General features: G+C 39.6%; 27 protein-coding genes. 25 read left to right on the plus strand and 2 right to left on the minus strand.

Features of this window, described 5'->3' with window-relative positions; genetic code table 11:
• The 25 genes from P20429_RS19840 to P20429_RS03780 form a co-directional block, all read left to right on the plus strand.
• Positions 1-957: FliI/YscN family ATPase (locus tag P20429_RS19840; RefSeq protein ID WP_033027065.1), on the plus strand; the 957-nt coding region annotated here is incomplete at its 5' end.
• A complete protein-coding gene (fliJ, locus tag P20429_RS03895; protein WP_002959337.1) occupies positions 957-1,403 on the plus strand; it encodes a flagellar export protein FliJ in 447 nt (148 codons plus the stop codon). The genes P20429_RS19840 and fliJ, both read left to right, overlap by 1 nt.
• A gap of 89 nt (positions 1,404-1,492) precedes the next feature.
• Positions 1,493-3,574 carry a flagellar hook-length control protein FliK gene (locus tag P20429_RS03890; protein ID WP_007585798.1) on the plus strand — a complete coding sequence of 694 codons (2,082 nt, stop codon included), beginning with the start codon at positions 1,493-1,495 and terminating at the stop codon, positions 3,572-3,574.
• Between the two features lie 57 nt (positions 3,575-3,631).
• Complete coding sequence (gene fliL / locus P20429_RS03885; RefSeq protein WP_007585800.1) at positions 3,632-4,162, plus strand: flagellar basal body-associated protein FliL; 531 nt, start codon at positions 3,632-3,634, stop codon at positions 4,160-4,162.
• Between the two features lie 9 nt (positions 4,163-4,171).
• Entirely contained in the window at positions 4,172-5,263 is a 1,092-nt protein-coding gene (gene fliM, locus P20429_RS03880) for a flagellar motor switch protein FliM (RefSeq protein WP_007585802.1), read from the plus strand.
• Between the two features lie 20 nt (positions 5,264-5,283).
• Complete coding sequence (gene fliN, locus P20429_RS03875) at positions 5,284-5,682, plus strand: flagellar motor switch protein FliN (RefSeq protein WP_007585803.1); 399 nt, start codon at positions 5,284-5,286, stop codon at positions 5,680-5,682.
• On the plus strand, positions 5,679-6,062 hold the full coding sequence (gene fliO / locus P20429_RS03870; protein ID WP_007377952.1) for a flagellar biosynthetic protein FliO: 384 nt from the start codon (positions 5,679-5,681) through the stop codon (positions 6,060-6,062). Before fliN ends, fliO begins: the two co-directional genes overlap by 4 nt.
• 4 nt (positions 6,063-6,066) lie before the next feature.
• Positions 6,067-6,807, plus strand: a complete 741-nt coding sequence (gene fliP, locus P20429_RS03865; RefSeq protein ID WP_007585804.1) for a flagellar type III secretion system pore protein FliP — start codon at positions 6,067-6,069, stop codon at positions 6,805-6,807.
• 40 nt (positions 6,808-6,847) lie between these two features.
• A complete protein-coding gene (gene fliQ / locus P20429_RS03860) occupies positions 6,848-7,117 on the plus strand; it encodes a flagellar biosynthesis protein FliQ (protein WP_002959325.1) in 270 nt (89 codons plus the stop codon).
• A 2-nt stretch (positions 7,118-7,119) separates the two neighbouring features.
• Positions 7,120-7,899 (plus strand): flagellar biosynthetic protein FliR, encoded by a 780-nt coding sequence (fliR, locus tag P20429_RS03855; protein ID WP_007585805.1) that lies wholly within the window; start codon positions 7,120-7,122, stop codon positions 7,897-7,899.
• 9 nt (positions 7,900-7,908) lie between these two features.
• The gene (gene flhB, locus P20429_RS03850; protein ID WP_007585806.1) at positions 7,909-9,039 is read left to right on the plus strand and encodes a flagellar biosynthesis protein FlhB; all 1,131 of its coding nucleotides are present in this window, start codon (positions 7,909-7,911) and stop codon (positions 9,037-9,039) included.
• 72 nt (positions 9,040-9,111) lie between these two features.
• Complete coding sequence (gene flhA / locus P20429_RS03845) at positions 9,112-11,223, plus strand: flagellar biosynthesis protein FlhA (RefSeq protein WP_007585807.1); 2,112 nt, start codon at positions 9,112-9,114, stop codon at positions 11,221-11,223.
• 21 nt (positions 11,224-11,244) lie between these two features.
• Entirely contained in the window at positions 11,245-12,726 is a 1,482-nt protein-coding gene (gene flhF / locus P20429_RS03840; RefSeq protein WP_007585808.1) for a flagellar biosynthesis protein FlhF, read from the plus strand.
• The gene (locus tag P20429_RS03835) at positions 12,719-13,579 is read left to right on the plus strand and encodes a MinD/ParA family protein (protein ID WP_007585809.1); all 861 of its coding nucleotides are present in this window, start codon (positions 12,719-12,721) and stop codon (positions 13,577-13,579) included. Before flhF ends, P20429_RS03835 begins: the two co-directional genes overlap by 8 nt.
• Before the next feature lie 26 nt (positions 13,580-13,605).
• The gene (locus P20429_RS03830) at positions 13,606-14,316 is read left to right on the plus strand and encodes an RNA polymerase sigma factor FliA (protein WP_007585810.1); all 711 of its coding nucleotides are present in this window, start codon (positions 13,606-13,608) and stop codon (positions 14,314-14,316) included.
• Between the two features lie 40 nt (positions 14,317-14,356).
• Entirely contained in the window at positions 14,357-14,740 is a 384-nt protein-coding gene (cheY, locus tag P20429_RS03825) for a chemotaxis response regulator CheY (RefSeq protein WP_008132609.1), read from the plus strand.
• A gap of 17 nt (positions 14,741-14,757) precedes the next feature.
• Positions 14,758-15,531, plus strand: a complete 774-nt coding sequence (locus tag P20429_RS03820; protein WP_007585814.1) for a protein phosphatase CheZ — start codon at positions 14,758-14,760, stop codon at positions 15,529-15,531.
• 15 nt (positions 15,532-15,546) lie between these two features.
• Complete coding sequence (locus P20429_RS03815) at positions 15,547-17,754, plus strand: chemotaxis protein CheA (protein WP_007585817.1); 2,208 nt, start codon at positions 15,547-15,549, stop codon at positions 17,752-17,754.
• 58 nt (positions 17,755-17,812) lie between these two features.
• Complete coding sequence (locus P20429_RS03810) at positions 17,813-18,979, plus strand: chemotaxis response regulator protein-glutamate methylesterase (RefSeq protein WP_007585824.1); 1,167 nt, start codon at positions 17,813-17,815, stop codon at positions 18,977-18,979.
• Entirely contained in the window at positions 18,972-19,736 is a 765-nt protein-coding gene (locus P20429_RS03805) for a flagellar motor protein (protein WP_007585825.1), read from the plus strand. The genes P20429_RS03810 and P20429_RS03805 overlap by 8 nt, the downstream gene beginning before the upstream one ends.
• Before the next feature lies 1 nt (position 19,737).
• A complete protein-coding gene (locus P20429_RS03800; RefSeq protein ID WP_007585826.1) occupies positions 19,738-20,697 on the plus strand; it encodes a flagellar motor protein MotB in 960 nt (319 codons plus the stop codon).
• A 12-nt stretch (positions 20,698-20,709) separates the two neighbouring features.
• The gene (locus tag P20429_RS03795; protein ID WP_007585827.1) at positions 20,710-21,480 is read left to right on the plus strand and encodes a ParA family protein; all 771 of its coding nucleotides are present in this window, start codon (positions 20,710-20,712) and stop codon (positions 21,478-21,480) included.
• A 3-nt stretch (positions 21,481-21,483) separates the two neighbouring features.
• The gene (locus P20429_RS03790; RefSeq protein WP_007585828.1) at positions 21,484-22,278 is read left to right on the plus strand and encodes a chemotaxis protein CheW; all 795 of its coding nucleotides are present in this window, start codon (positions 21,484-21,486) and stop codon (positions 22,276-22,278) included.
• Between the two features lie 24 nt (positions 22,279-22,302).
• Complete coding sequence (locus tag P20429_RS03785) at positions 22,303-22,800, plus strand: chemotaxis protein CheW (protein WP_002959294.1); 498 nt, start codon at positions 22,303-22,305, stop codon at positions 22,798-22,800.
• A gap of 17 nt (positions 22,801-22,817) precedes the next feature.
• Positions 22,818-23,219 carry a DUF2802 domain-containing protein gene (locus P20429_RS03780; protein WP_007585829.1) on the plus strand — a complete coding sequence of 134 codons (402 nt, stop codon included), beginning with the start codon at positions 22,818-22,820 and terminating at the stop codon, positions 23,217-23,219.
• A 31-nt stretch (positions 23,220-23,250) separates the two neighbouring features.
• On the opposite strand, the gene P20429_RS03775 is transcribed toward P20429_RS03780, so the two are convergent.
• Both P20429_RS03775 and P20429_RS03770 read right to left on the minus strand, forming a co-directional pair.
• Positions 23,251-23,559, minus strand: coding sequence for an EscU/YscU/HrcU family type III secretion system export apparatus switch protein (locus P20429_RS03775; RefSeq protein WP_007585831.1), 309 nt, complete (start codon positions 23,557-23,559; stop codon positions 23,251-23,253).
• Positions 23,560-23,561: 2 nt separating this feature from the next.
• Positions 23,562-26,027, minus strand: coding sequence for a flagellar hook-length control protein FliK (locus P20429_RS03770; RefSeq protein WP_007585833.1), 2,466 nt, complete (start codon positions 26,025-26,027; stop codon positions 23,562-23,564).
• Between the last annotated feature and the right edge of the window lie 28 nt (positions 26,028-26,055).

A 26,055-nucleotide genomic window follows, 5' to 3' on the forward strand; every position in this document is an offset into this window, starting at 1 on the left:
CATTTAAAGTTTGCGCAAAATACTATAAACCCGCTTTCAAGAAGACCAATCACTAAGCCTATGGATGTAGGTGTGCGTGCTATTAACTCGGTTATCACAGTAGGGCAAGGCCAGCGTATGGGCTTGTTTGCAGGCTCTGGTGTGGGTAAATCAGTACTTCTCGGTATGATGACCCGAGGTAGCGAAGCCGATGTCATTGTTGTTGGCTTAGTGGGGGAGCGTGGCCGCGAAGTAAAAGAATTTATTGAAGAAATACTCGGTGTAGAAGGGCGCAAACGCTCAGTTGTTGTCGCAGCGCCTGCTGATTCATCACCACTTATGCGTTTAAAAGGCTGTGAGAGCGCCGTAACTATTGCAGAGTATTTTAGAGATCAGGGTTTAAACGTATTATTGTTACTCGATTCGGTAACGCGTTATGCAATGGCACAACGTGAAATTGCACTTGCTGTTGGCGAGCCGCCCGCTACAAAGGGTTATCCGCCTTCGGTGTTTGCTAAATTACCTGCGCTGGTGGAGCGTGCTGGTAATGGCGGTGAAGGGCAAGGTTCAATTACTGGCTTTTTTACGGTGTTGAGTGAAGGCGATGATATGCAAGACCCTATTGCTGATGCAGCGCGAGCTATATTAGATGGACACATTGTACTATCGCGCGATTTAGCTGACAGTGGGCACTATCCCGCTATAGATATTGAAAAGTCGATTTCGCGTGTTATGCCTCAAGTTGTTTCTGAGCCGCATATGCAACAAGCCCGAGTGCTTAAACAAGTGTATTCAATGTATCAACAAAACAAAGACATGATTACGTTAGGCGCTTATCAAAAAGGGACCGATCAAATGCTCGACCAAGCTATAAATATGATGCCAAGAGTGAATGCATTTTTACAACAAGGTATGCGAGATGTCATTAGTTACGATGATGGTCTGCAAGGACTTGCTCAGTTATTAGGACAAGCATAATGGCTAAAAACAAACTCGATTTATTGCTCAAAATTGAAAATGATAAAGAAGAAAATTTGCGCATGAGTTACTTACAAGCCAATCAAAACTTGCAAGCAAACCAACAAAAACTACAAGGTTTAAACAATTTTAGACTTGAATACTCTCAGCAGTTACACCTAAAAGGTAAGTCGGGTTTATCTAGTGCAGGGTTTGGGCAGTACCATGCTTTTATAGCTAAAATTGAAGAGGCAATTCGCCAACAAGCAAGTACCGTAAATACCGCTAAACAAGTAGTTACTCAACGTAAAACGCTGTGGCTTAAGCAGCAAATTAAAGCTAAAGCAGTCGCCAAATTAATCGAAAATCAAAAACTCAAAGCAAATGCGTTAATGGCAAAAAATGAGCAAAAAATGTTAGATGAATTTTCAGCTAATCAGTTTTTTCAACGTCGTAAAGCTTTGTAATTCAGGCACGTTAATTGCTTTATTACTTAGTGGAATTCAACTTTTGGCGGTATGCGGTGGCATATTGCCGTAATGGTATTAGGTGATTTATGGCGATGAATAACATTTCGTTTTTAGTTTCTTCTGAAAAAGATTCACTGTTAGCTTTTAAAGACAATAGCTTAGCTAATGGCGAAGAAAATTTAGGCGATGAATTTTTAAGTCAGCTAAACGAAGCGCATAACTCTATGGTGCCATTGCTTAAAGGTAATAAAAATCCCGATGCCGAAAATTCGATTGCCATACCTAAGCATAAACAGCCAGAAGAAAATGAAAATCTGAGCATAAAGCTAGATGAAATAACAACAGACGAAGTTACTTTTGTGTCTGTTGAGATGCTTGATCAAATTAATTCAGCACAAGCAATGAGCACTTCGGTCAATAAGCCGTTCGATGCAACTAACAGTTCAGAATCAGAAAATGCAGAGCTAGAAGCTACACAAGCAGAGAATACCGAAATAGAAAACACAGAAATAGAGAATACAGAATTACAAAGCACACCAATAATTGCATCCACTAATACAAGTGATGAAGTATCGGCTAAAGAAGCGAATACAGCCAGTGTAGTGCAAAATCCAATTGCCACTAATATAGACTCTAAAATGGCTAAATTAACTGATTCAAAAAGCGATAACTTTAGCTCACCATCTTTGAATTCGTTACCATTAAATGAAGGCAAGCATCGTAAAAGTGGTGTTGCTGAAGCTATTGAAGGGCCATTAAATTCTATAAATAAAAAGCCCGATGACAGCATTGGCCCTATATTAGAAAAACCTGAAGTTGCATCAATGAGTTTTAAAGAGCAGCTAGGACAAAATAAGTCTGCTGATAAAAATAATATAGTTTTGCCAACACTCACCGACAAAGCGGGCGTTACTCAGTCTTCTTTAGTCGCAACTGAAGCTGATAATAATGCAGCAATAGATACGTTAATGACTAAAGATGCGAGCTTAATTAAAGCTAATGATGTTATTGCTAGTTTAACGCCTGAGCAGCGCTCACAACTTAACGCGCAAGTTAAAGTATTAGAAAATACTGATTCAACAAGTAACGCAACTAGTAGCACTTCAAATCTTAAGCAAATGCTTGCGCAATTTATTACTGATAACGAAAAAACGCAGAGCACGAGCACAAAACAATCTTTTAGCGCAGAAATCAATTCACTTAATACAGCTGAAAAACAAAGCTTATTAACGCAATTAAACGCTTATATTAAAGCAGAGCAGCCTAAAGGCGAGCAATTGGAAGTGCTTAAGCAAACAGTTAATGAATTAAAAGCTTCAATTGAAATAGGACTTGCCGATACCGCTAAGACCGACTCAAAAACGTTTGTAGCGTCAGAGACTCCTAATACAGTATATAATCCACAAAAGTTAAGCTTAAAGACATCAACAAACGAAGAGGCTGATTTAAATAAAGCCGTAACAACCTCAACTAAGCGTGATGATTTATTAAAATCACTTGAAGAATTACAAAAAGATGGCCTTAAAAAAATAACTGCAGAACAAACTCCTGCACGCGTAGCACAAATATTTACGCAAATTACAGCTGCTTTAAATACTCAGCAAGTGAGCACATTAAGCCAATACGACTCATTAAGTTATGAGCAGAGCTTACTTGATACCCAAATAATACAAACTCAACAATTACAAAGTACATCGCAAGTTAAGCAAGTAAGTATTGATCCTGGTGTAATGCAGGCAATTAATATTGTTAAAAGTGATGCAGCTAAATTACTGCAAGAGCGCGTTAGTTCAATGTTGAGCATTAATAACAAAGAAGCAGAAATTCGCCTAGATCCTCCTGAAATGGGCAGTATGCAAATACGTATTCGTAGCGATGCAGAACAAGCACATATAAACTTTGTAGTACAAAACCAGCAAGCCAAAGAAGCACTTGAACAATCAATGCCGCGCTTACGTGAAATGTTAGCGCAACAAGGGTTAGAGCTTGGTGAAAGTACTATTTCTTATGGGCAATCAGGTGGTGAAACTGCCGAGCAAAGTGAGAGTGGACCCCAAGGTAATATGGCTAATAATAAGTCAGTTAATGATGAAAACGACGAGCAAGCAAATAACACTGCACAAAGTTCTCGACAACAAACTTCATCATCAATAGATTACTATGCCTAAGTGCTGCTATTATAATAACTAAAACAAGCAAGTACCTTTGCGATTAAAGGAATCATGATGGCTGAAGAAACAAGTTTAGAAATTGAAGAAACCGGTAAAAGCAAAAAGAAACTAATAATAATCATAGTAGCTGTACTACTTATTGTAGGCGGTGCTGCAGGTTACTTTTTTATGTCGGGTTCGGATGCGCCAGTTGAAACCTTAGATGAAGAGACTGCGATGTCAGCAGATGCTCCTTCTGCTGCAGTTGGTGATTCAGCTGAAATAGGCAGTGCTTTATATGTGTCAATGCCACGCCCATTTGTATTTAACGTTCCCGGTTCAAGTCGCGACAGAATTGTGCAAATTAAAGTACAGTTACTAGTACGTGGCGAAGTAAATGAAGAAACAGCCAAAAAACACATTCCACTAATAGAAGGGACGCTACTAAGCGTATTTTCTACTACAACTGCTGATGAGTTAAGTACGAGCTCTGGTAAAGAAACACTTCGTTTTTCTGCACTTGAAAAGGTACAAAAAGCCTTAATGGATGTTGAAGGCAGCAAAGTAATTGAGCGGGTATTGTTTACCGGCTTTGTGATGCAATAAGGGGTTAGCGTGAGCGATTTATTATCCCAAGACGAAATTGATGCGCTATTACATGGCGTTGATGACGTTGAAGAGGAAGATATACACGAAGGTGAAGATGGCGGGGGAAGTACGCTTCAGTACGATTTTTCTTCGCAAGATCGGATCGTGCGTGGTCGTATGCCGACGCTGGAAATTGTTAATGAACGCTTTGCTCGTCATATGCGAATTAGCCTATTTAACATGATGCGCCGCACCGCAGAGGTGTCTATTAACGGCGTGCAAATGATTAAGTTTGGCGAGTATATTCATACTTTATTTGTTCCAACCAGCTTAAATATGGTGCGTTTTAGACCTTTAAAAGGCACTGGCCTGATTACCATGGAAGCACGACTTGTGTTTATTTTGGTAGATAACTTTTTTGGTGGTGACGGGCGTTATCATGCAAAAATAGAAGGCCGAGAATTTACGCCAACAGAGCGCCGAATTGTACAAATGCTCCTTAAAATAATCTTTGAAGATTATAAAGAAGCTTGGGCACCGGTTATGGATGTATCGTTTGAATATCTCGATTCTGAAGTAAACCCAGCTATGGCTAATATTGTAAGCCCAACTGAGGTTGTGGTTATTAGTTCTTTTCATATTGAGCTCGATGGTGGCGGTGGCGATTTTCATATTGCACTTCCGTATTCAATGCTTGAGCCAATTCGAGAGCTGTTAGATGCGGGTGTTCAGTCTGATACTGAAGATACTGATTTACGTTGGAGCAAAGCGCTTCGCGATGAAATAATGGATGTAGAGGTTGAAATATCAACTCAGTTACTTGAAGTTGATTTAACCTTAAAACAAATTATGGAACTCAAAGCCGGTGATATTATTCCGGTTGAAATGCCTGAGCATATAACCGTATTTGTTGAAGAACTACCTACATTTAGAGCCAAAATGGGTCGCTCTCGCGATAATGTTGCGCTTCAAATTAGTGAAAAAATTAAACGACCTGATTCAGTTAAATCTGAGCTGCATGTATTTACCAAAGGCGGCAAGAAAATTGACTCAGATGCAGAATTAGCAGAACTAGAAGATGATTTACACCTCTCTGACGGTGTAGACTTAGACTGGTAATTGATTAAAAGGTTAAAAGTATGAGCGATGATCAAGACACAATGGATGAATGGGCAGCAGCATTAGCAGAAGCCGAAGCTCCAGATGATAGTAGCGAAGCACATGTTGCGGAGCTTGATGAGTTAAGTGATTCAAAACACGAAATGAGTGGCGATGAAAAACGAAAACTCGACACTATTTTAGATATCCCCGTTACTATTTCAATGGAAGTAGGACGCTCTAAAATTAATATTCGTAACTTATTGCAACTTAACCAAGGCTCTGTTGTTGAGCTTGACCGTGTTGCGGGCGAGCCGCTAGACGTGTTAGTTAATGGTACTTTGATAGCCCATGGTGAAGTAGTTGTAGTAAACGACAAGTTTGGTATTCGCTTAACTGACGTGATAAGCCAAGTAGAGCGGATCAAAAAACTACGATGAGCTTATTAGTTGCTTTAACGAGTTCCGTTTTTTCAAAAGCAGATGTGGCAACACCCACTGGAGATATACTCTCTATGGTGCTGTCGCTTGTAATGGTGCTAGTACTAATTATTGTGCTGGCATTTTTTGTTAAAAAGCTTAATCCAAATTTAGCAAACAGCGATGAATTTAAAGTAGTCAGAAGTCTACCTTTGGGTTCTCGCGAGCGTTTAATGGTTGTTGAGATAGATAATGCTCAGCATTTACTTGGTGTAACTCCCCACAGTATTAATTACTTACACAAGTTAGAAACCCCATTAAGTGAAAAAGAACTACCTGAACTCGCTAAACGATTTGGTAAACTTTTAAACCCGCAATCAAACCAAAATAAAAAGAATTAAACCTATGACAAAGTGGCTGCTTATTATTTTTGCCATGGTGTTTGTACCAAGTGTAAGCGCAGAAGGAATTGATGCGCTTACTATTACAACAAACGCTGATGGCACACAGGATTACTCAGTAACGTTACAAGTTTTAGCAATTATGACGGCGCTGAGTTTTATACCGGCTGCCATAATTATGATGACCTCCTTTACACGAATAATTGTTGTACTCGCCATTTTGCGCCAAGCAATTGGTTTACAGCAAACACCGTCAAACCAAGTGTTATTAGGGATGTCGCTTTTTCTAAGTATTTTTATAATGTCGCCTATTTATCAGCAGGTAAACGAGCGAGCTATAGAACCTTACTTAAATGAGCAGGTTACTTCAGTACAAGCTTTAGAGCTGGCTAAAGAGCCAATGAAAGCCTTTATGCTTTCGCAAGTGCGTTTAAAAGATTTAGAAACGTTTGCTAAAATTGCCGGTTACGATCAGCTAGATTCGCCACAAGATACACCTTTAATAGTTCTTATACCCGCCTTTGTAACCAGTGAACTGCAAACCGCATTTATAATAGGGTTTATGTTTTTTATCCCATTTTTAATTGTTGATTTAGTGGTCGCCTCAGTATTAATGGCGATGGGTATGATGATGCTTTCACCCATGATTGTGTCCTTACCGTTTAAAATTATGTTATTTGTACTTGTAGACGGTTGGAGCTTAGTGATGGGGACTCTAGCCAAAAGCTTTGGTTTAGGGACTTAGTATGCAAAGCATTAACATGACCCAACAATAGGAGTACAACATGGAACCGGAAATTTTTGTTGATATCCTAAGTGACGCTCTTTTTTTAGTTATTAAGCTGGTGTCTGCAATTGTAGTCCCAGGCTTAATTATTGGTTTAGTTGTTGCTGTGTTTCAGGCCGCAACGTCTATCAATGAACAAACATTGAGCTTTTTACCTCGTTTATTAATTACCATTAGTGCGCTTATTGTGGGTGGGCATTGGCTTACTCAAGAGCTAATGGACTTTTTTACTCGCCTAGTATTACTTATTCCTGAAATTGCAGGTTAAGCGTGGAATACCCCTTTGCTGTCGTTATTCAATGGTTGAGCGATTTTTTGTTGCCGCTGGTACGCATTAGCTCAATGATTATGATTATGGCTGGTTTGGGGGCTAAAAATGTTCCTACACGTATAAAAATGGGTTTATCGGTTGTTGTAACTTTTGTTGTAGTTCCTGTTTTGCCCCCAGCTACATTCACTAATTTATTTTCGTTTGAGATGATTTTAGTCGTTATTCAACAAATGCTGATTGGTGTTGCTATTGGTTTTGCATCTATACTTTTATTAAATACTTTTGTGTTAGCAGGGCAAATACTCGCGATGCAAACCGGTTTAGGTTTTGCTTCGGTTATTGACCCTTCTAATGGTGCGAGTGTGCCTGCTGTGGGCCAGTTTTTTCTTATTTTGGCCACCCTATTATTTTTTGCTTTTAACGGTCATTTAATGATGATTCAAATGGTGGTGCATAGTTTTCAAGTGCTACCCATTGATGGCACATGGTGGTCTGTAGATCATTACTGGGACATAGTGACTTGGGGCGGCTGGATGTTTACTACAGCACTTGTACTCTCACTTGCACCGCTTACCGCGATGCTCGTTATTAATATGTCGTTTGGTATTATGACGCGTGCAGCACCGCAATTAAATATTTTCTCTATTGGTTTTCCGTTTACCTTGGTAGCGGGGCTTATTATTATTTGGGCGACACTAGGTAACTTTGTTACTCAGTTTGAGTTTCAATGGTTAAAAATGGTTGAGCTAATGTGTACTTTAGTTGGTTGCTCACCTTAGGAGAAAGTCATGTCTGAAGACTCAGGACAAGAAAAAACAGAAGAACCCACATCCAAAAAACTTGAAGAATCTAAAAAGAAAGGCCAAATAGCGCGCTCAAAAGAGCTAGGTACCATGTTTGTACTTATTTTTTCGGCTATATCGCTTTTGATGTATGGGCCAGAAATTGGCAAAGGTTTATACAATGTAATGGGCCGAACCCTTAGCTTAAATCGCAACGAAGCCTTTGATACCACTAAAATGTTTGCCGTATGGGGAGAGGTTGCAGACGCGTTAATGTTTCCTATGGCTATGTTTGTATTAATTATCGTTTTGGCTGCATTTATTGGTAATACGTTACTAGGTGGTTTTAACTTTAGCTGGGAAGCTGCTGCACCTAAAGCAAGTAAAATGTCGCCAATGAAAGGCTTTAAACGTATGTTTGGCCCGCAAGCGGCTATTGAGCTTGTAAAGTCACTTTTAAAATTTGGTTTGGTTGCAAGTTTTGCTATATTTTTAATTAATACCTATTTTGATGAAATACTGCATTTAAGTTTAGAAAGTGCACCGGGTAATATTATCCATGCCTTAGAGATTTTAGGCTGGATGTTTTTAGGTCTTTCGTGCACTTTAATTATTATTGCGGCTATTGATGCACCATTTCAAAGTTATAACCATAACAAACAACTTAAAATGACAATGCAAGAGATTAAAGATGAGTATAAAAACTCTGAAGGTGACCCACAAATAAAAGCGCGTATTAGGCAAACTCAAAGGCAAATGTCGCAAAACCGTATGATGCAAGATGTCCCTGACGCTGATGTTATTGTTACCAACCCAACTCACTACTCAGTAGCATTAAAATACGATACAGAGCGCGCAGGTGCGCCAATAGTGCTTGCTAAGGGTATCGATGAAATGGCGATGCAAATTAGAAAAGTAGCAATAGGGAATGAAGTACCTATTTTAGAATCCCCTATGTTGACCCGAGCGCTTTATCATACGGCTGAAGTAGGAGAGCAAATACCCGATCAGCTATTTACTGCAGTAGCGCAAGTTTTAGCGTATGTATTTCAGCTTAAGCGCTTTAATAAAGGGCGCGGTAAACGTCCAACTAAGCTCAATAACAAGCTCCCAATCCCCGATGCCTACAAGTATTAAACCGTTAACTTAGTAACTTGGAATAGTTATTGCAAATTCTACGTAGTGTCAATTTTTTGAAATTGTAGAATTATGAGTTTTAAAGCGGTATTACAACAACTTAACAGAGACAAAAAAGACTATGCCAAAGGGGTAGGTACTCCTTTGCTTGTGCTTGCAGCCTTGGGAATGGTGATTTTACCGTTACCGCCATTTTTACTCGATATCCTTTTCTCGTTTAATATTGCCCTCGCATTAGTGGTTTTACTCGTGACTGTTTACACGATGAAGCCGGTTGAGTTTGGTATATTCCCCTCTGTATTACTAATCGCTACGATTATGCGCTTAGCGCTTAACGTTGCCAGCACTCGAGTTGTATTACTTGAAGGTCATAATGGTGGTGATTCTGCCGGTAAAGTAATTGAAGCGTTTGGCTCAGTTGTTATTGGTGGTAACTACGCAGTTGGTTTGGTCGTATTTTTAATTCTGATCATTATTAACTTTGTGGTAATTACTAAAGGTGCTGGGCGTATATCTGAGGTATCTGCACGTTTCACCCTTGATGCAATGCCGGGTAAACAAATGGCAATTGACGCCGATTTAAACGCTGGCTTTATCAGTGCTGAGCAAGCGCGTGACCGCCGCGAGGAAGTAACTCGCGAAGCTGATTTTTACGGCTCAATGGATGGTGCGAGTAAATTTGTAAAAGGCGATGCCATTGCAGGTATTGTTATATTAATCATCAATATTGTTGGTGGTTTATTTGTCGGTATGATTCAACATAATTTGAGTTTTGGCAACGCAATGGAAGTATATACATTACTTACCATTGGTGATGGCTTAGTTGCTCAACTCCCTTCTTTACTGCTTTCAATTGGTACCGCGATTGTTGTAACTCGTCAAAATGAGTCGCTCAATATGGGTGATCAATTTAAGAAACAACTAGGTAACGAAAAATCACTCTTTATTGCTTCAGGTATTTTGATCATCATGGGTTTAGTGCCTGGTATGCCGCATTTTGCTTTTTTAAGTTTAGGTGCGTTACTGGGTTATTTAGCTTACTACACACAGCAAACTAAGTTAAAAGCCGCTGCAGCAGAAGCCGAAGAAGCCGCCAGTGGCGGAAGCGCTGCAACAGGTATTACCAATAAACAAGAGCAAAAAGAACTTGGTTGGGATGATGTTCAACAAGTTGACGTAATTGGCCTAGAAGTAGGTTACAGATTAATTCCGTTGGTAGATCAATCTCAAGGTGGTGAGCTACTTAATCGTATTAAAGGTGTACGTAAAAAGCTTTCTCAAGAACTTGGTTTTTTAGTACCACCTGTTCATATTCGCGATAATTTAGAGCTTGACCCTAATGCTTACAGAATAACGCTAATGGGTGTTTCAACCGGTGAAAGCGAACTTAAACATGGCGACGAGCTAGCAATTAACCCAGGGCAAGTATTTGGCCCTATTAAAGGGGTTGAAACTAAAGATCCTGCGTTTGGCCTTGATGCAGTATGGATCAAGCCTGATCAAAAAGATGAAGCGCAATCACTAGGTTATACCGTTGTAGATTCAGCAACTGTAGTTGCCACTCATATTAGCCAGTTATTAACTAACAGTGCGGCGTTGTTACTAGGGCATGAAGAAGTTCAAAACCTGCTTGATATGCTTGCTAAAAGCCATCCTCGCTTAGTAGAAGGACTAGTACCTGATGTGTTGCCATTAACTGCAATTGTAAAAGTACTGCAAAATTTATTGAATGAAGGTGTGGCTATTCGCGATATGCGCTCAATTGTTCAAACCCTTGTTGAGTATGGTCCGCGTAGCCAAGACCCTGATGTATTAACGGCTGCAGTGCGTATTTCTCTGCGTCGGTTAATCGTTCAAGATGCGGTTGGTATGTCATCAGAAATCCCTGTCATAACCTTGGCACCTGAGTTGGAACAGATGTTGCATCAGTCATTACAAAATGCAGGCGATGAAGGTGCCGGTATTGAGCCTGGACTTGCAGAGCGACTTCAAGTGTCATTGACACAAGCGCATCAAAATCAAGAAATGGCCGGTGAACCTTCTATATTGCTAACGTCAGGAATGTTACGCACTGTGTTATCTCGTTTTGTTAAGTACACCATTCCAGGATTGAGAGTGATGTCTTATCAAGAGGTACCAGACGAAAGACAGATCAAGATTGTTAGCTCTGTAGGCCAACAATAAGATTTTAACAGGGGTTGAATCATGAAAATTAAACGTTTTTTTGCTAAAGATATGCGCACAGCACTTAAAGAAGTTAAAGATGAGTTAGGTGTTGATGCGGTTATTATGTCAAATAAGAAGCTGGCTAACGGTGTAGAAATTGTAGCGGCAGTTGATTATGACAAAGCAGCCCCTAAAGTAGCAGCGCAACCACAACGTACTGCAGAGCCGCGTGCTCAAGCACCACAGCAAAGTATGCATAATTTTGTAAAACCAGAGCCTCAGCGTGCCAAACCAGAGCCGCAGGCAAAAGTGGCTGACAGCCTACAAGCTTTATTAGAGCGCCAATCACCGCGTCCTCGCTCCCCTGAACTTGCATCAATGTTTTCACAATCAGGTATTGATACTACCGATAACTATCAAGAACCAGTTATGGAACAGCGTACTAAAAATATGTTTGCTCCTGAAAATGCAGCGCCAGTTCGTCCACAAACTCAAGCGGATAGCTTAGGTTTTGATGATTTAGACAGCGACTTTGATGATTTAGATAGTCCAGTAACGGCTCGCCAACAAACACCCAATAATGAAAGCGAAGAAATGACAACAATGCGTGAAGAAATGAACGCAATTCGTCAATTACTTGAGCATCAAGTATCAGGCTTAATGCAGCAAGATATGGCGCGTCGCGATCCAACACGCGCTTGCATGGTTGACCGCTTAGTCGGTATGGGTATTGATAAAGAAGTCGCGCAACAAATGGCATGTTTTGTACCTGATGATGTATCTCGTAAGCAAGGTTGGAAAGCGTTGTTAACGATGGTCGAAGATCAAATGCAAACAACCAATAATGAAATACTTCGCCAAGGTGGTGTATATGCGTTAGTGGGTCCAACAGGTGTTGGTAAAACAACAACAGTTGCTAAGCTTGCAGCGTTAGGCGCACAAAAATATGGCGCTGATAAAGTGGCCTTAATAACCACTGATACATACAGAATTGGTGCTTATGAACAGCTTGCTACTTACGGCCGTATTATTGGTTGTGGTGTAAAGCAAGTTAAAGATGCTAATGAATTAGCTGAAGTTTTATATCATTTACGAAATAAACGTCTAGTATTAATTGATACAGCAGGTATGAGTCAGCGAGATTTACGTTTAACTGAGCAGTTAAACACGTTAATGCGTAACCAACGTGTGGATATTCGCAGCTACTTAGTACTAAGCGCGACGGCACAAATTAATGTATTACAAGAAACAGTACGTCACTTTAAAAAAGTACAGTTAAGTGGTTGTATTTTCACTAAGTTAGATGAATCATTAAGTTTGGGTGAGATTATTAGTATTGCGATTCAAAATCGCCTTCCAATAGGGTATCTTACTAACGGTCAACGAGTGCCAGAAGATATTCGTGTTGCAAATGCTGAAAAACTAGTGAAAAAGGCTGAGCAGTTATATTTAAAAAGAACAAAAGCACAACATTCAAGGCACCAAGCAGTGGCGCCAAGTACAGTAGGGATGTATGATTAACACAGTATTAGATCAAGCAAGCGGCCTGCGCAAAATGAGTCAAAACAATAACAACGGCGTAAAAGTTATCGCTGTAACCGGTGGTAAAGGTGGGGTGGGGAAAACAAATGTTTCTCTAAATACCGCTATTGCACTAGGGCAACAAGGTAATAGAGTATTAGTGCTGGATGCTGACTTAGGTTTAGCAAACTGTGATGTGATGCTTGGTTTACGTGTAGAGCGCAATTTATCACACGTTTTGTCAGGTGAATGTGAGCTTGACGAGATTTTAGTTGAAGGGCCTGCTGGTATTAAAATTGTACCCGCTACATCGGGCTCGCAAAGTATGGTTGAATTATCGCCATCTGAGCATGCCGGGCTAATTCGTGCATTTAGCGAATTGAATACCGAATTTGATATTTTAATTGTAGATACAGCCGCTGGTATTTCAGACATGGTGCTAAGCTTCTCACGAGCAGCACAAGATGTAATGGTTGTAGTGTGCGATGAACCAACATCAATAACCGATGCTTACGCACTTATTAAAGTATTAAGCCGCGAGCACGGTGTTTATAAGTTCAAAATTGTTGCCAATATGGTCCGCAGTATGCGTGAAGGCACTGAATTGTTTGCAAAACTATCTAAAGTTACCGATCGCTTTTTAGATGTTTCAATGGAGCTAGTAGCAACGGTTCCTTATGACGAAAATATGCGCAAAGCAACACGTCGCCAAAAGGTGATTGTTGAGCTCTTTCCAAGTTCGCCAGCCGCTCTCGCGTTTAAAGCGCTGGCGACAAAAGCAGTTAAATGGCCAATACCAAATCAACCATCTGGGCATTTAGAGTTTTTCATTGAGAAACTAGTAAACGGCTAATTATGACAACATTGGTGAATAGAGCTATGGGATATCAATCAACACAAAACTTAAATGTGATTGTTGAGAAACATGCATCACTTGTTAAAAAAGTGGCATGTCATCTAATTGCTCGATTACCACCTAGCGTTCAGCTTGATGATTTAATTCAATCAGGAATGATAGGTTTAATAGAAGCTTCAAAAAACTTTGATGCAACAAAAGGCGCAAGCTTTGAAACCTTCGCCGGTATTCGTATTCGCGGGGCTATGCTTGATGAAATGCGTCGTGGTGATTGGGCTCCTCGTTCAGTACACCGTAAAAGCCGACAAGTTGCAGAAGCAATTACTGGGCTCGAAAGCAGTCTGAATCGCGAACCAACTGATACAGAAGTTGCTGAAAAACTTGAAATTTCACTCAATGAGTATCATCATATTTTAAATGATGTTAATACCAGTAAAGTATTAGGCATAGAAGACCTTGGTGTAGATGAGGATGTTATCACTCCCGTAGGCCAAGATTTAGCGCTAGACAAACCTTTTAATAATGTTAAAAATGATCGGTTTAATGAGTCTTTACTAAATGCAATAAAGTCATTACCAGAGCGTGATGCAATGGTACTTTCTTTATACTATAACGATGAAATGAATTTAAAAGAAATAGGACATATACTCGATGTAAGCGAATCGCGTGTAAGTCAGATACATGGTCAGGCGATGATTAAGCTTAAAGCTAAAATCAATGACTGGATAAACTAGTAGTAAGTAAACTAAGGTTAATACCTCACTGGGGGATGTTTTGGATAAAAACATGAAAATTCTTGTAGTTGATGATTTTTCAACGATGAGACGAATTATAAAAAACCTATTACGTGACTTAGGTTTCACTAATGTTCAAGAAGCTGATGACGGGTCTACAGCTTTGCCTATGTTACAAAATCAAGTATTTGATTTTGTGGTTACAGATTGGAATATGCCGGGAATGCAAGGTATTGACCTTCTAAGAGCAATTCGTGCAGATGATAAGTTAAAACATATCCCTGTACTGATGGTAACGGCAGAAGCTAAAAAAGAACAAATAATAGCTGCAGCGCAAGCTGGCGTTAATGGTTATATTGTTAAGCCATTTACGGCTGGAACATTAAAAACTAAATTAGAAAAAGTATTTGAACGCTTAGGCTAATGATGGGGGAGAGGCTTATGTCAGCACCAGCTGCGCCTCAAATAACGTTAGAACAAGCTCGTCAACTCGTCATTTATTTAGAAAACGATGAGCAAGATAAAGCTAATCAGTTGATTTTAGAGACAGCTTCGCAAGAGCAGTCTAAATTATTTGCTGAAGTTGGGAAGTTGACTCGTCAACTGCACGAAGCACTTAAAAGCTTTGAGCTTGATACTCGCTTAACTAACATAACGACAGATGCGATTCCAGATGCTAAAAAGCGGCTTAATTATGTTATAGAAATGACAGAAAATGCGGCTAATAAAACAATGGATGCTGTTGAGGCTAGTTTACCTATAGCACAGCAACTTGCAGATGAAATATCTCATATCAAACCGACATGGGATCGTTTAATGAGTCGGGAGATTGAGCTTGGTGAGTTTAAACAACTTTGCCATAGTATCGATAAGTTTATGAATAACTCTCATCATAAAACGGATGAGCTTCAAAGCTTAATGACAAATGTACTAATGGCTCAAGACTATCAAGACTTAACAGGTCAAGTTATTCGCCGTGTTATAGAACTTGTTAGAGAAGTAGAAGAAAGCTTACTTCATCTTTTAACAGCGTTTGCTGAACAAGATGACAGTGACAACACAGCGAATAAAGTAGAACAACAAAAAATAAAAGAACCAGTTGCCACACAAACTTTAGCAGGTCCTGAAGGCCCTATTATTGATAAAGAATCGCGTAATGATGTTGTGTCTGATCAAGATGAAGTCGATGATCTTTTATCAAGTTTGGGCTTCTAAGAGGAGAGTAACTGCATGTTTGAAGTCGATGAAGATATTTTACAAGACTTTCTTGTAGAGGCAGGAGAAATCCTAGAGCTTTTATCTGAACAGTTAGTTGAACTGGAAAATAATCCAGAAGATACCGAGTTACTAAATGCCATATTTAGAGGCTTTCACACTGTAAAAGGTGGTGCAGGCTTTTTAGCTATGACAGAACTTGTTGATGCTTGCCACGGCGCTGAAAACGTATTTGATTTACTACGTCAAGGCGTGCGAACGGTCAATTCAGAGTTAATGGATGTTATTTTACAAGCGCTCGACACCATTAATGAAATGTTCGCGACTATCCAAAATAGGGATAAGCCGGAACCAGCAGATCCTGAGTTACTTCAAACCCTCCATATTTTGGGCCTACCTCCAACAGAAGCCGAGCTTAACGGAGTCGCTTCAGAAACTGACGTTGAACAACCTCTTGATGAAGTAGTTGATACGCCAATAGCTGATGAGGAAGATCCATTTGCATTTGATGAAATGTTTAGCGGAACTCCTTCGGTTAGTGACGCTGAAATAAACGAAATCACTGAAGATGAATTTGAAAACTTACTTGATGAACTACACGGTAAAGGACAAGGTCCTGCAGTTGAAAAGCCAGTAGCAAGTAGTAGTGATTTTAATGGTGATATTACTGATGATGAATTTGACAGCTTATTAGACGAGTTACATGGAGTTGGCAGTTTTGGTGAGGTTGCGAGTAAAGCACCTGAGCAAAGTAGTGCAGTTAAAGCACCTGTAGAACCAGCTAAACCAGCGTCAAATACTGCTAATTCATCAGATGATGAAATTAGTGATGATGAATTTGAAGCGCTTCTTGATGAACTTCATGGTAAAGGCACTGCACCTAAATCAATAGAAAGCACTCCTGCTGTGAAACAGCCCAATATTCCAGCTAAACCAGCTGCAAAAGCGAGTGTGCCTGTAAAAAAACCAGAACCTGTAAAAGCACCCGTTTCTAAACCGGTAGAAAAACCGGTTGCTAAAGCAGCGCCAGCAACGCCTAAAAAATCAGCGCCACCAGCAGCAGAGACGACAGTTCGCGTAGATACAAAACGACTTGACCAAATTATGAATATGGTTGGTGAGTTAGTACTTGTGCGAAATCGTTTGGTTAGTTTAGCGACCAACTCAGACAGTGAGGCAATGGGTAAAGCAATCTCTAACTTAGATGTAGTGACTGCTGATATTCAAGGCGCGGTTATGCAAACACGAATGCAACCAATTAAAAAGGTATTTGGTCGTTTCCCTCGCGTAGTACGCGATTTAGCACGCAGCTTAAACAAAGACATTGACTTACAACTTGTAGGTGAAGAAACCGATTTAGATAAAAACTTAGTGGAAGCACTAGCTGATCCGCTTGTGCATTTAGTTCGAAACTCAGTTGACCACGGTATTGAAATGCCAGCTGTTCGTGAGGCTGCCGGTAAGCCTAGAACAGGTAATGTTACTTTATCAGCGTCTCAGGAAGGCGACCATATTTTGTTGACCATTAAAGATGATGGCGCTGGTATGGATGCTGAGAAACTGAAAAAAATAGCAATTAGTAAAGGCGTACTCGATCACGATCAAGCGAGTCGACTTTCTGACACTGAAGCATACAACCTCATTTTTGCACCTGGCTTTTCTACAAAAGAAGAGATATCTGATATTTCAGGTCGTGGTGTTGGAATGGATGTGGTGAAAACTAAAATCACCCAATTAAACGGCTCTGTAAGTATTCAATCTGAGTTAGGCGTAGGTACCATTTTAGAGATAAAAGTACCACTTACCTTAGCTATATTACCGACCTTAATGGTAATTGTTGGCGCACAAACATTTGCGTTACCACTTGCAGGTGTTAGTGAAATATTCAACTTAGATTTAACGAAAACAAATGTGGTTGATGGGCAATTAACAATTATTGTGCGTAAAAAGGCAATACCATTATTCTACCTCGAGCACTGGTTAGTTAAAGGCTCAGATCGTTCACAGCGAAAAGCAAAAGGCCATGTAGTTATTGTGCAAATTGGTACGCAGCAAATTGGTTTTGTTGTTGACTCATTAATTGGCCAAGAAGAAGTTGTGATTAAGCCGCTTGATGCGTTACTTCAAGGAACACCAGGTATGGCAGGTGCTACAATAACTTCGGATGGTGGCATTGCACTGATTTTAGACGTTCCAAACATGTTAAAACATTACGCAGGCTAATAATAAAGTAGGTATATATTTAATATATACCTACGCATAAATTTAATAAGAGAGCTAAATGGCCGTTAAAGTTTTAGTTGTTGATGATTCAAGCTTTTTTCGCCGCAGAGTAAGCGAAATTCTTGAGCAAGATAGCGATATACAAGTTATAGGCTTTGCTGTGAATGGCAGAGAAGCTGTTGAAAAAGCAGCTCAGCTACGTCCAGATATGATCACTATGGATGTCGAAATGCCTGTGCTTGATGGTATTAGCGCAGTTAAAGAGATAATGGCGAGTAATCCAACCCCGATCTTAATGTTTTCATCACTAACACGTGATGGCGCAACAGCAACGTTTGATGCGCTAGATGCTGGAGCAATGGATTTTTTACCGAAAAAATTTGAAGACATCGCTCGTAATAATGAAGACGCTATAAAGCTTTTGCAAAATAAAGTGAAAGATATAGGACGAAGACGTTTACCGCGAACGTTTAAATCTGCAACACCACCTAAGCCGGTAATATCAACTAAACCGATAACAAGCTCACTTTCGCAAAGAACAAACACACTAACGCCTTCGATAAAACAACCCGATAGAAGCTTTCAAAGAGTAGCCCCTACGACACCGTCAGGTTCTAATGTTGCCTCAATGCGAGCAAGTGGAAAGCAATACCAGCTTGTGGCTATTGGCACTTCTACAGGTGGCCCTGTTGCACTACAAACTATATTAACTCAATTGCCTGCTAATTTTCCTCATCCTATTTTACTTATTCAGCACATGCCAGCTGCATTTACACCCGCGTTTGCAGCGCGCTTAAACGGTTTGTGCCAAATAAAAGTGAAAGAAGCACAACAAGGTGACCGCTTACAACCAGGAACTGCTTATTTAGCGCCTGGCGGACAGCAGATGATGGTGGAAGGGCGTGGGGCAAATAGAACACTGCGCGTATTTGAAGATCATAGCGAGAGAATAAGTTATAAACCGAGTGTAGATGTAACGTTTGCCAGTGCAGCAAAAACGTATCAAGGCGATGTGCTTGCTATCGTTTTAACAGGCATGGGCGCTGATGGGCGTGATGGTGCAAGAATGTTAAAGCAAACGGGGGCAACTATTTGGGCACAGGATGAGAAAAGCTGTGTTGTTTATGGAATGCCTCAAGCCATTGCTAATGCGGGGCTTTCGAGTGAAAGCTTAGCATTGAGCGATGTTGCAGCACGTATAAAGAGAGAGGTAGGTTGTGGATAAACTCTCAATATTTGGACTATTTGTAGCACTGGGTGCAATAGGTCTAGGTTACTCTTTAGAAGGCGGCGTTGTTTCTGCTTTATTTAATGGTCCTGCCCTTATTATTGTATTAGGCGGCACGCTTGGTGCTGTTATGTTGCAAACATCAGCAAGTACCTTTAAAAAAATGCTAAATATGAGCTCTTGGGTTTTTGTTGCGCCACAATATGATATTGAAGATGCAATAGAGCAAGTTAAGCGGTGGTCTCATAAGGCACGTCAAGAAGGTTACTTAGCGCTTGAAAACGAAGCGCTAGCTCACCCAGATGCATATGCAGCAAAAGGTTTAAGCTTGCTTGTAGATGGCTGCTCAGAGCAAAAACTACGTGACACGCTTGAAATTGATTTACTGCTAGAACGCGATCGCTTGCTTGAAGCCGCACGTGTTTATGAAGCGATGGGGGGCTACAGTCCTACCATTGGTATTTTAGGTGCTGTGCTTGGTTTAATACAGGCAATGTCGTTTATTACCGATCCACAAATGCTTGGTGCAGGCGTTGCAACGGCATTTATCGCGACCATTTATGGTGTTGGTTTAGCTAATTTATTGTTTTTACCTATGGCAAATAAGTTAAAACAGCGTGTAGAGCAAAAAATGCTTTACCATGAAATGCTTGCCGAAGGTGTGATTGCAATTAGCGTTGGCGAAAGCCCAGTAAATATAGAATTAAAGCTTGAAGCCTACCGTGTAGAGCGTCCTAATTTAGTGGACGAATAACATGCTACGCCGACGACTTCGTCACTCTGCTCCTAAAAGTCAACATACAGAGCGTTGGCTTGTATCGTATGCCGATTACATGACCATTATGTTTGCTTTTTTTGTGGTGTTGTATGCGATAGCGATCAACAAAGAAGAACAATTTCAAATATTGTCAGACTCCCTTGAACACGTTTTTGATAAATCTGCCCGCCAGCACTCCCAGCAAGGTGAGGGCGTCAATGGTAATGGAATATTGACTGATAGAGTGACACCTGAACAAGAAGTTCTTTATGGTGAAAGTATTTTAAAAGAAGAACAAGGTCCAGAATTACTCGACGGTCAAAGTGATACAAGTAACATACAACAAAAATATTTAGGAAAACCACTCGATAGCTTACTTGCTAAGCTGCAGTCAGCGCTCATTGATGAAATTCGTGATGGAGAAGCCAGTTTAGAGCTTAATCAAGATTGGCTGATTATAGAGCTAAGCTCAGGTATGTTATTTTCAAGTGGTAGCTCAGTTGCACACTCTAGGGCAAAGCAAGTCGTCAAAATTGTTAAAGATATTATTGCTCCAGTAGATAACTATATTAGGGTGCGTGGCTATACTGATGATGAAAGTATTCGCAATGAAATATTTCGCTCAAATTGGGAACTCTCGGTTGCTAGAGCTACATCTATTTTAGTAGAGTTGGAAGCATTAGGTATTAATTCTGCCAGAATGGCGATAGAAGGTTATGGTCAATATTCACCTTTTGTAAGTAACGATACAGAACAAGGGCGAGCAGAAAATCGTAAAGTTGTTATTGCACTTTCTAAGTATGGTTTACCGCCAATACAAGACATTAAAGGTGATGAACAAGCTGTTAAGCCAGTAGCGGAAGAGCCTGAAATTGAGCTCCCTTCAGATGACGATACAATAAAAATAATTCGTTTGCCTCATGGTGGTATTCGCATAACAACGCGCAATGAACAGTAATTAGGATGTAATGTGAAGATTTGGACTGTCGCAAATCAAAAAGGTGGTGTTGGTAAAACAACAACAGCAGTGAGCCTTGCTGGTATTTTAGCTTTGCAGGGTAAGCGTGTGTTGCTTATTGATACAGACCCTCATGCATCACTCACTTATTACTTTGGCATTGACTCAGAAGATTTGGAAGTCAGCGTATATGATATTTTTGCGCGTGGCACGAGCATGCAAAGTGAAGAGATACTTCAAGCTTTATGCCCATCAACACTTGAAAACCTAGATATTTTACCAGCAACAATGGCGATAGCCACGCTTGATAGAAGCATGGGTAATAAAACAGGTATGGGATTAATACTAAAAAAAGCGCTTGCAAAAATCAGTGAACATTACGATTATGCCATTTTAGATTGCCCCCCAGTTTTAGGGGTGTTAATGGTTAATGCGCTTGCAGCAAGTGAGCGAATTTTAGTGCCAGTGCAAACGGAATTTTTAGCACTGAAAGGGCTTGATAGAATGATGCGCACTATGGAATTAATGCAAACCTCTCAAGCGAAAGATTATCAATATACTATAATCCCTACTATGTATGATAAACGTACTAAAGCATCGTTAGAAGCATATAAAACACTGCAAAGTACGTATGGTGATAAAGTCTGGCCAGGTGTGATACCGGTAGATACTAAATTTAGAGATGCAAGCTTTGCGCAAAAAGTGCCTGTAGAGTATTGTCCTCGTTCGCGTGGTGTATACGCATATAAAGCACTGCTAGAATATTTAATTGAACAAGGTTAATGAATGAGTAAGCAATTATTTGCTAATGAAAAAGTAATGAAACAATACCTAGGGGCTTTGTTATGTGAAGACGAGCCTGTAGATAACCTTGAGCCAGTCGCAAAATTACTTGAGCAAATGCCACATGACTCGCAGCAAGAACATATTCATTTAAAACCAAAAGAACAGATAAAAGCGGCAGAAAAAATATTTGATCAAGACTTACTTAATTCTGAAATTAAGCCAATAGTTGAACCTATTTTTGAAGCCGAAAAAGTTAATAAAGCCATTGACGATGAAGTAATAGAGCCGATAAGTACGATTACAGAAGAACCAGAACCACAGATTATAACCACTAGCCAATCTGACTATTTTGATGGTGAATTTCAGGCATTATTTTTTGAAGTTGCAGGTTTAACATTGGCTGTGCCATTAAAAGCATTAGGCGGTATACATCAACTAGGTGAAGTAAATCATTTATTTGGTAAGCCAAAGTGGTTTAAAGGCGTTATGCTCAACAGAGAAGAAAAGCTTAATGTTGTTGATACTGCTCGTTGGGTAATGCCAGAAAAGTATGATGATAAATTAGAGGCGTCTTTAGATTATCAGTATTTAATTACCTTAGGTGATAGCCAGTGGGGCTTATTAGCTGAAAAGTTGATAAATAACATTACATTGAGTAAAGAAGATGTAAAATGGCGTACAAATAAAAGTAAGCGCCCATGGCTTGCTGGTGTTATAAAAGAAAAAATGTGTGCTTTAATAGATGTAGATAATTTAAATATATTATTAGAGAAAGGCTTAGATAGCCGTCAGTAGTAATGACCATTACGGGGTAATAGCATGAATCAAGATAAATTACTGTCAGCAAATAAAAACGCAGATAATAATGATGAAATTTTACAGTGGGTTACGTTTAAGCTAGAGGAAGAAACCTACGGCGTAAATGTAATGCAAGTACAAGAAATACTTCGTTATACAGAGATAGCCCCTGTACCAGGTGCACCTTCTTACGTTATTGGTATTATTAACTTACGCGGTAACGTTGTAACTGTTATTGATACTCGTGCACGTTTTGGTTTGTTAGCTGCTGATGCAACCGATAATTCTCGTATATTAATTATTGAAGCTGAAGAGCAAGTTATCGGCATTTTAGCCGACAGCGTATCTGAAGTCGTTTATTTACGCAGCTCTGAAATCGATAGTGCACCAAATGTTGGTACTGAAGAAAGTGCTAAGTTTATTCAAGGCGTTTGTAATCGTGATAATGAGTTACTGATTTTAGTCGATTTAAACAAGTTACTCAGCGATGATGAATGGGATGAGTTAAGCGATATATAAGCTTTACCAAATAAATTATGCTGTTACTTAGTATAGCTATATCAGCGTTAGCGGTAGGACTTATATCGCTGGCGCTAATAATTGCATTAAAAAACAAACAAGTGAATGAAATTAATGCTGTATTACAGCAGCTTAAAGATAGCTCAGAGCAAACTCATATTTTGCGAAGTGAAATTTCAGAGCTTAGAACAGGGCTTTTAAGTATTGGTAAGCGAGTGCTTGAGGTTGAGCAACAAAATCAAGATTTGATACAGCAACAAGCTGCGCAGAAATACGATGACCCTGATGCTAAAATTTACTCTCGTGCAGTAAAAATGGTTGAGTTAGGTGCGGACCTCGATGAGGTGATACGCGAATGCGAATTACCGCGAGCAGAAGCCGAATTACTGTTTTCACTACATAAACAAAAAGGCGCTTAGCGCCTTTTTAGTTATAAGTGTATAAATAATCTCACGCTTTAATATTTAACTTACCTTGAAAGTCTTGCCAGCCTGGCGGAAATTGACCTCTTAATACATACGAAAACGCAATAAGCTCTGCAATTACATAATAAAGCTCTTTAGGGATTTCTTCCCCTAAGCTTAAATGCGACAACGTTTTAGCAAGCGCTGCATCTTCGTGGATCATAATCCCTTTTAATTTTGCTGCTGCAATTATTTCGTCAGCTAACTCACCAAACCCTTTTACGCTTACTGTGGGGGTGTTGCCAGCTTCGTATAAAAGCCCAATGGCTGACTTATTAATGGGTGCATCGCTCATTACTAAACCTTAATATTAATAATTGCATGAGATTTATAAAATGCCTGATTATTTGTATCGCCTCGCTTTAAGTTGAGTTCTCCAACTTGTAAACCATGCTTAGCTAGTTTGGATCTTAAATTATCTAAGTGAGGGTGAGCAATTGCGCTTACTTCTTGGCTCGAGGCTAATAGCTGGCAATCGAGTGATTTATCCATTAACTCAGCGGTAATCTGTAACTGCCCAATCTGTGCATAATCAAAGTTTAATCTGACAAACCATACATTTTTATCTTCTAATTTATCTGCGCTTGGCTTTTTATATTGCCCCAGTGTTATTTCTGTTTGGGCGGCCTCAGGCGGCAACTTCATTGGTAATAAAAATTGTGCAAGCGGATTTGTGTCAGGTTGCTGACTTGGTGTTGAAACACTTACTTGGGTAAGTGTGTTTTTAACGTGTACGATTTCGCTAGCCAATGCTTGAACTTGAGCTTGCTGCAGTTGCTCAAGTATTTTTGCTCCCGCGTTTCCTGTTTTAAAAGTAGGTATGAGTACTTGTAAAAGTGCATCTAAGCCAGTTTGGTTATTAAAGCTTATCGGTGTTACTGATTGGCTAATTATAGGGGCTGCTAAAATACTCACTGCAACTTGTTCAAGTCCTTTAGTGAAGCTACTTTGTAGTATATCACCCGTTAATTGAGATGGTTGTAAGGTGGCTAATACTTCACGCTGTATGGTCGCAGGGTTAATATTATTACTTGAGACCATGCGATTAAATGCTTGGTTAATTAAGCGAGTTAAATCGGGCGTTTCTTTTGTTACTCTATTTGTAATGTCAGTAATTTGACTACTTAAAAGCTGTTTGTTACCAGCTACTCTATCCGTAGGGATTGTGGTATCAGGAAGCTTTAATAGTGTGCTTAATAGCTTTGCTTCTATTGGTTGTAGCATTTGACTACGAGAGGCAATATTAGATAACGGCTCTGCTAATGGGAGCATGTTTTTAATCGAGGCTGGGTTTACACTGTTTTGATTGTTGCCGTTTATTACTGGTTGCGCTGAAGAAGTTGTTTGCCCTTTAGTAACAATTTCACTTGTAGGCTTAATTAACGTATCAACTTTACTGTTAGTACTAATATTCAGAGCACTCAATTGACTCGCGTTTAAATTACTTGGCTTAGCGCTCGCCACTCCATTTTGAGTAATATTATTTGGCGTTGGCGTTGGCGTTGGCGTGTTAGCTGTTGTTATATTTGTAGATGATTGCCAAACACTAACACTTCCTTTTATTTGCTGAGTTAATTGTACAAGTGGCGGAAGTCTTGAAAAGTGCTCTGGTAAAGTATTGCTCGTATTACTATTTAACGCAGTACTTATATTTTGAGTAATGTTAACTCTATTTAACGGTGATACTGTTAATTGCATAACTAAGCTCGGCCTTTGTATCGCAGATGATCCAGACGGCGGCATTAACTCAGATTTATTTGCTGCTGCAAAGGGCTTACTTTCAAAATATTTAACTGCATCATTAATTCGCGTTTTTAAATCACTAAAGCTATTTTGTAGCCACGACTTTATTGGGCTATCAGGTGTAAGCAGTGGGCTTGCTTTAATAGTGGACGCAGAAAAATGTATTTCAGGGACACTGCTTTTTTGAGCTAAAAGTAACTCGTTAAACGGTTTAGAAAATGAGTTATTAAGAGTTACTTTTATATTATTAGTATCGGTTTTAATAAGTAATTTATCAGCCTGATTTATTAAATTTACCTTAATGGGGGTGTTGGGTAGCTCACTAACTTGTTGATTAGTAATAGGCGTTGTAAACGAACCTGACTTTTGAGGATGAGTCAAAATAGCTAGTTTAGGTGTTGCTTGAAGTTGCGCACTAGGTAATAAGGCCACGAGTAATTTAGTAAGTTTAGTTTGGCTAAGTGGTTGCGTATGAATTGTATCTGCAAAGCGATTAATAACATTAAGCTGTGCGCCTTTGTTAGTCGTACTAACAACTACTTTTAAAGGCTGCTCAGTTAAAAGTAACTGCGCTACGTCTTTATTTATGGCAATACTGGCGTTAAGTTTATCAATTACTAATTTTGGGGTAGGGGACATAACCACCTGTAAATCCATTGGTTTGCTTTGTACCTCAGTGCCCGTGCTTACATAATTTAATAAACGCTGTAATTGTACTGGTTGATTTAAAGTAAGGGTTGTAGTGTTTGGCGTGATGTTGAGCTGTTTGCCATCGGGACTAAGTTGTATGTTAGCACTGGCTATCTTTTGTAAATTTTGAGGTGCGCTTGTAGTGCCAAGTCTTAATGTTTGCCAATGTTTATCAATAAATACATCAAGCGTAATCGAGTCTTTCGAAAATTGAATGTTTTTAGCCGCAAGTACCTCATTAGGTAATTGCGATAACTCATTGGTTTGAGGGTTTGTCGATTGATTGATAACCAATGAATTAGATAATGTTATTTGCGTTGGCGTATTCATTATTTTAAATCAAGTTTTCTCTATTTTA

Source organism: Pseudoalteromonas sp. BSi20429 (assembly GCF_000238895.1).
GTDB lineage: Bacteria > Pseudomonadota > Gammaproteobacteria > Enterobacterales > Alteromonadaceae > Pseudoalteromonas > Pseudoalteromonas arctica.

Coding starts and splice junctions, on each gene's coding strand:
- fliJ (WP_002959337.1), top strand. CDS start 957: ATGGCTAAAAACAAACTCGATTTATTGCTCAAAATTGAAAATGATAAA.
- P20429_RS03890 (WP_007585798.1), top strand. CDS start 1,493: ATGGCGATGAATAACATTTCGTTTTTAGTTTCTTCTGAAAAAGATTCA.
- fliL (WP_007585800.1), top strand. CDS start 3,632: ATGGCTGAAGAAACAAGTTTAGAAATTGAAGAAACCGGTAAAAGCAAA.
- fliN (WP_007585803.1), top strand. CDS start 5,284: ATGAGCGATGATCAAGACACAATGGATGAATGGGCAGCAGCATTAGCA.
- fliO (WP_007377952.1), top strand. CDS start 5,679: ATGAGCTTATTAGTTGCTTTAACGAGTTCCGTTTTTTCAAAAGCAGAT.
- fliP (WP_007585804.1), top strand. CDS start 6,067: ATGACAAAGTGGCTGCTTATTATTTTTGCCATGGTGTTTGTACCAAGT.
- fliQ (WP_002959325.1), top strand. CDS start 6,848: ATGGAACCGGAAATTTTTGTTGATATCCTAAGTGACGCTCTTTTTTTA.
- flhB (WP_007585806.1), top strand. CDS start 7,909: ATGTCTGAAGACTCAGGACAAGAAAAAACAGAAGAACCCACATCCAAA.
- flhA (WP_007585807.1), top strand. CDS start 9,112: ATGAGTTTTAAAGCGGTATTACAACAACTTAACAGAGACAAAAAAGAC.
- flhF (WP_007585808.1), top strand. CDS start 11,245: ATGAAAATTAAACGTTTTTTTGCTAAAGATATGCGCACAGCACTTAAA.
- P20429_RS03835 (WP_007585809.1), top strand. CDS start 12,719: ATGATTAACACAGTATTAGATCAAGCAAGCGGCCTGCGCAAAATGAGT.
- P20429_RS03830 (WP_007585810.1), top strand. CDS start 13,606: ATGGGATATCAATCAACACAAAACTTAAATGTGATTGTTGAGAAACAT.
- P20429_RS03820 (WP_007585814.1), top strand. CDS start 14,758: ATGTCAGCACCAGCTGCGCCTCAAATAACGTTAGAACAAGCTCGTCAA.
- P20429_RS03815 (WP_007585817.1), top strand. CDS start 15,547: ATGTTTGAAGTCGATGAAGATATTTTACAAGACTTTCTTGTAGAGGCA.
- P20429_RS03810 (WP_007585824.1), top strand. CDS start 17,813: ATGGCCGTTAAAGTTTTAGTTGTTGATGATTCAAGCTTTTTTCGCCGC.
- P20429_RS03800 (WP_007585826.1), top strand. CDS start 19,738: ATGCTACGCCGACGACTTCGTCACTCTGCTCCTAAAAGTCAACATACA.
- P20429_RS03790 (WP_007585828.1), top strand. CDS start 21,484: ATGAGTAAGCAATTATTTGCTAATGAAAAAGTAATGAAACAATACCTA.
- P20429_RS03785 (WP_002959294.1), top strand. CDS start 22,303: ATGAATCAAGATAAATTACTGTCAGCAAATAAAAACGCAGATAATAAT.
- P20429_RS03780 (WP_007585829.1), top strand. CDS start 22,818: ATGCTGTTACTTAGTATAGCTATATCAGCGTTAGCGGTAGGACTTATA.
- P20429_RS03775 (WP_007585831.1), bottom strand. CDS start 23,559: ATGAGCGATGCACCCATTAATAAGTCAGCCATTGGGCTTTTATACGAA.
- P20429_RS03770 (WP_007585833.1), bottom strand. CDS start 26,027: ATGAATACGCCAACGCAAATAACATTATCTAATTCATTGGTTATCAAT.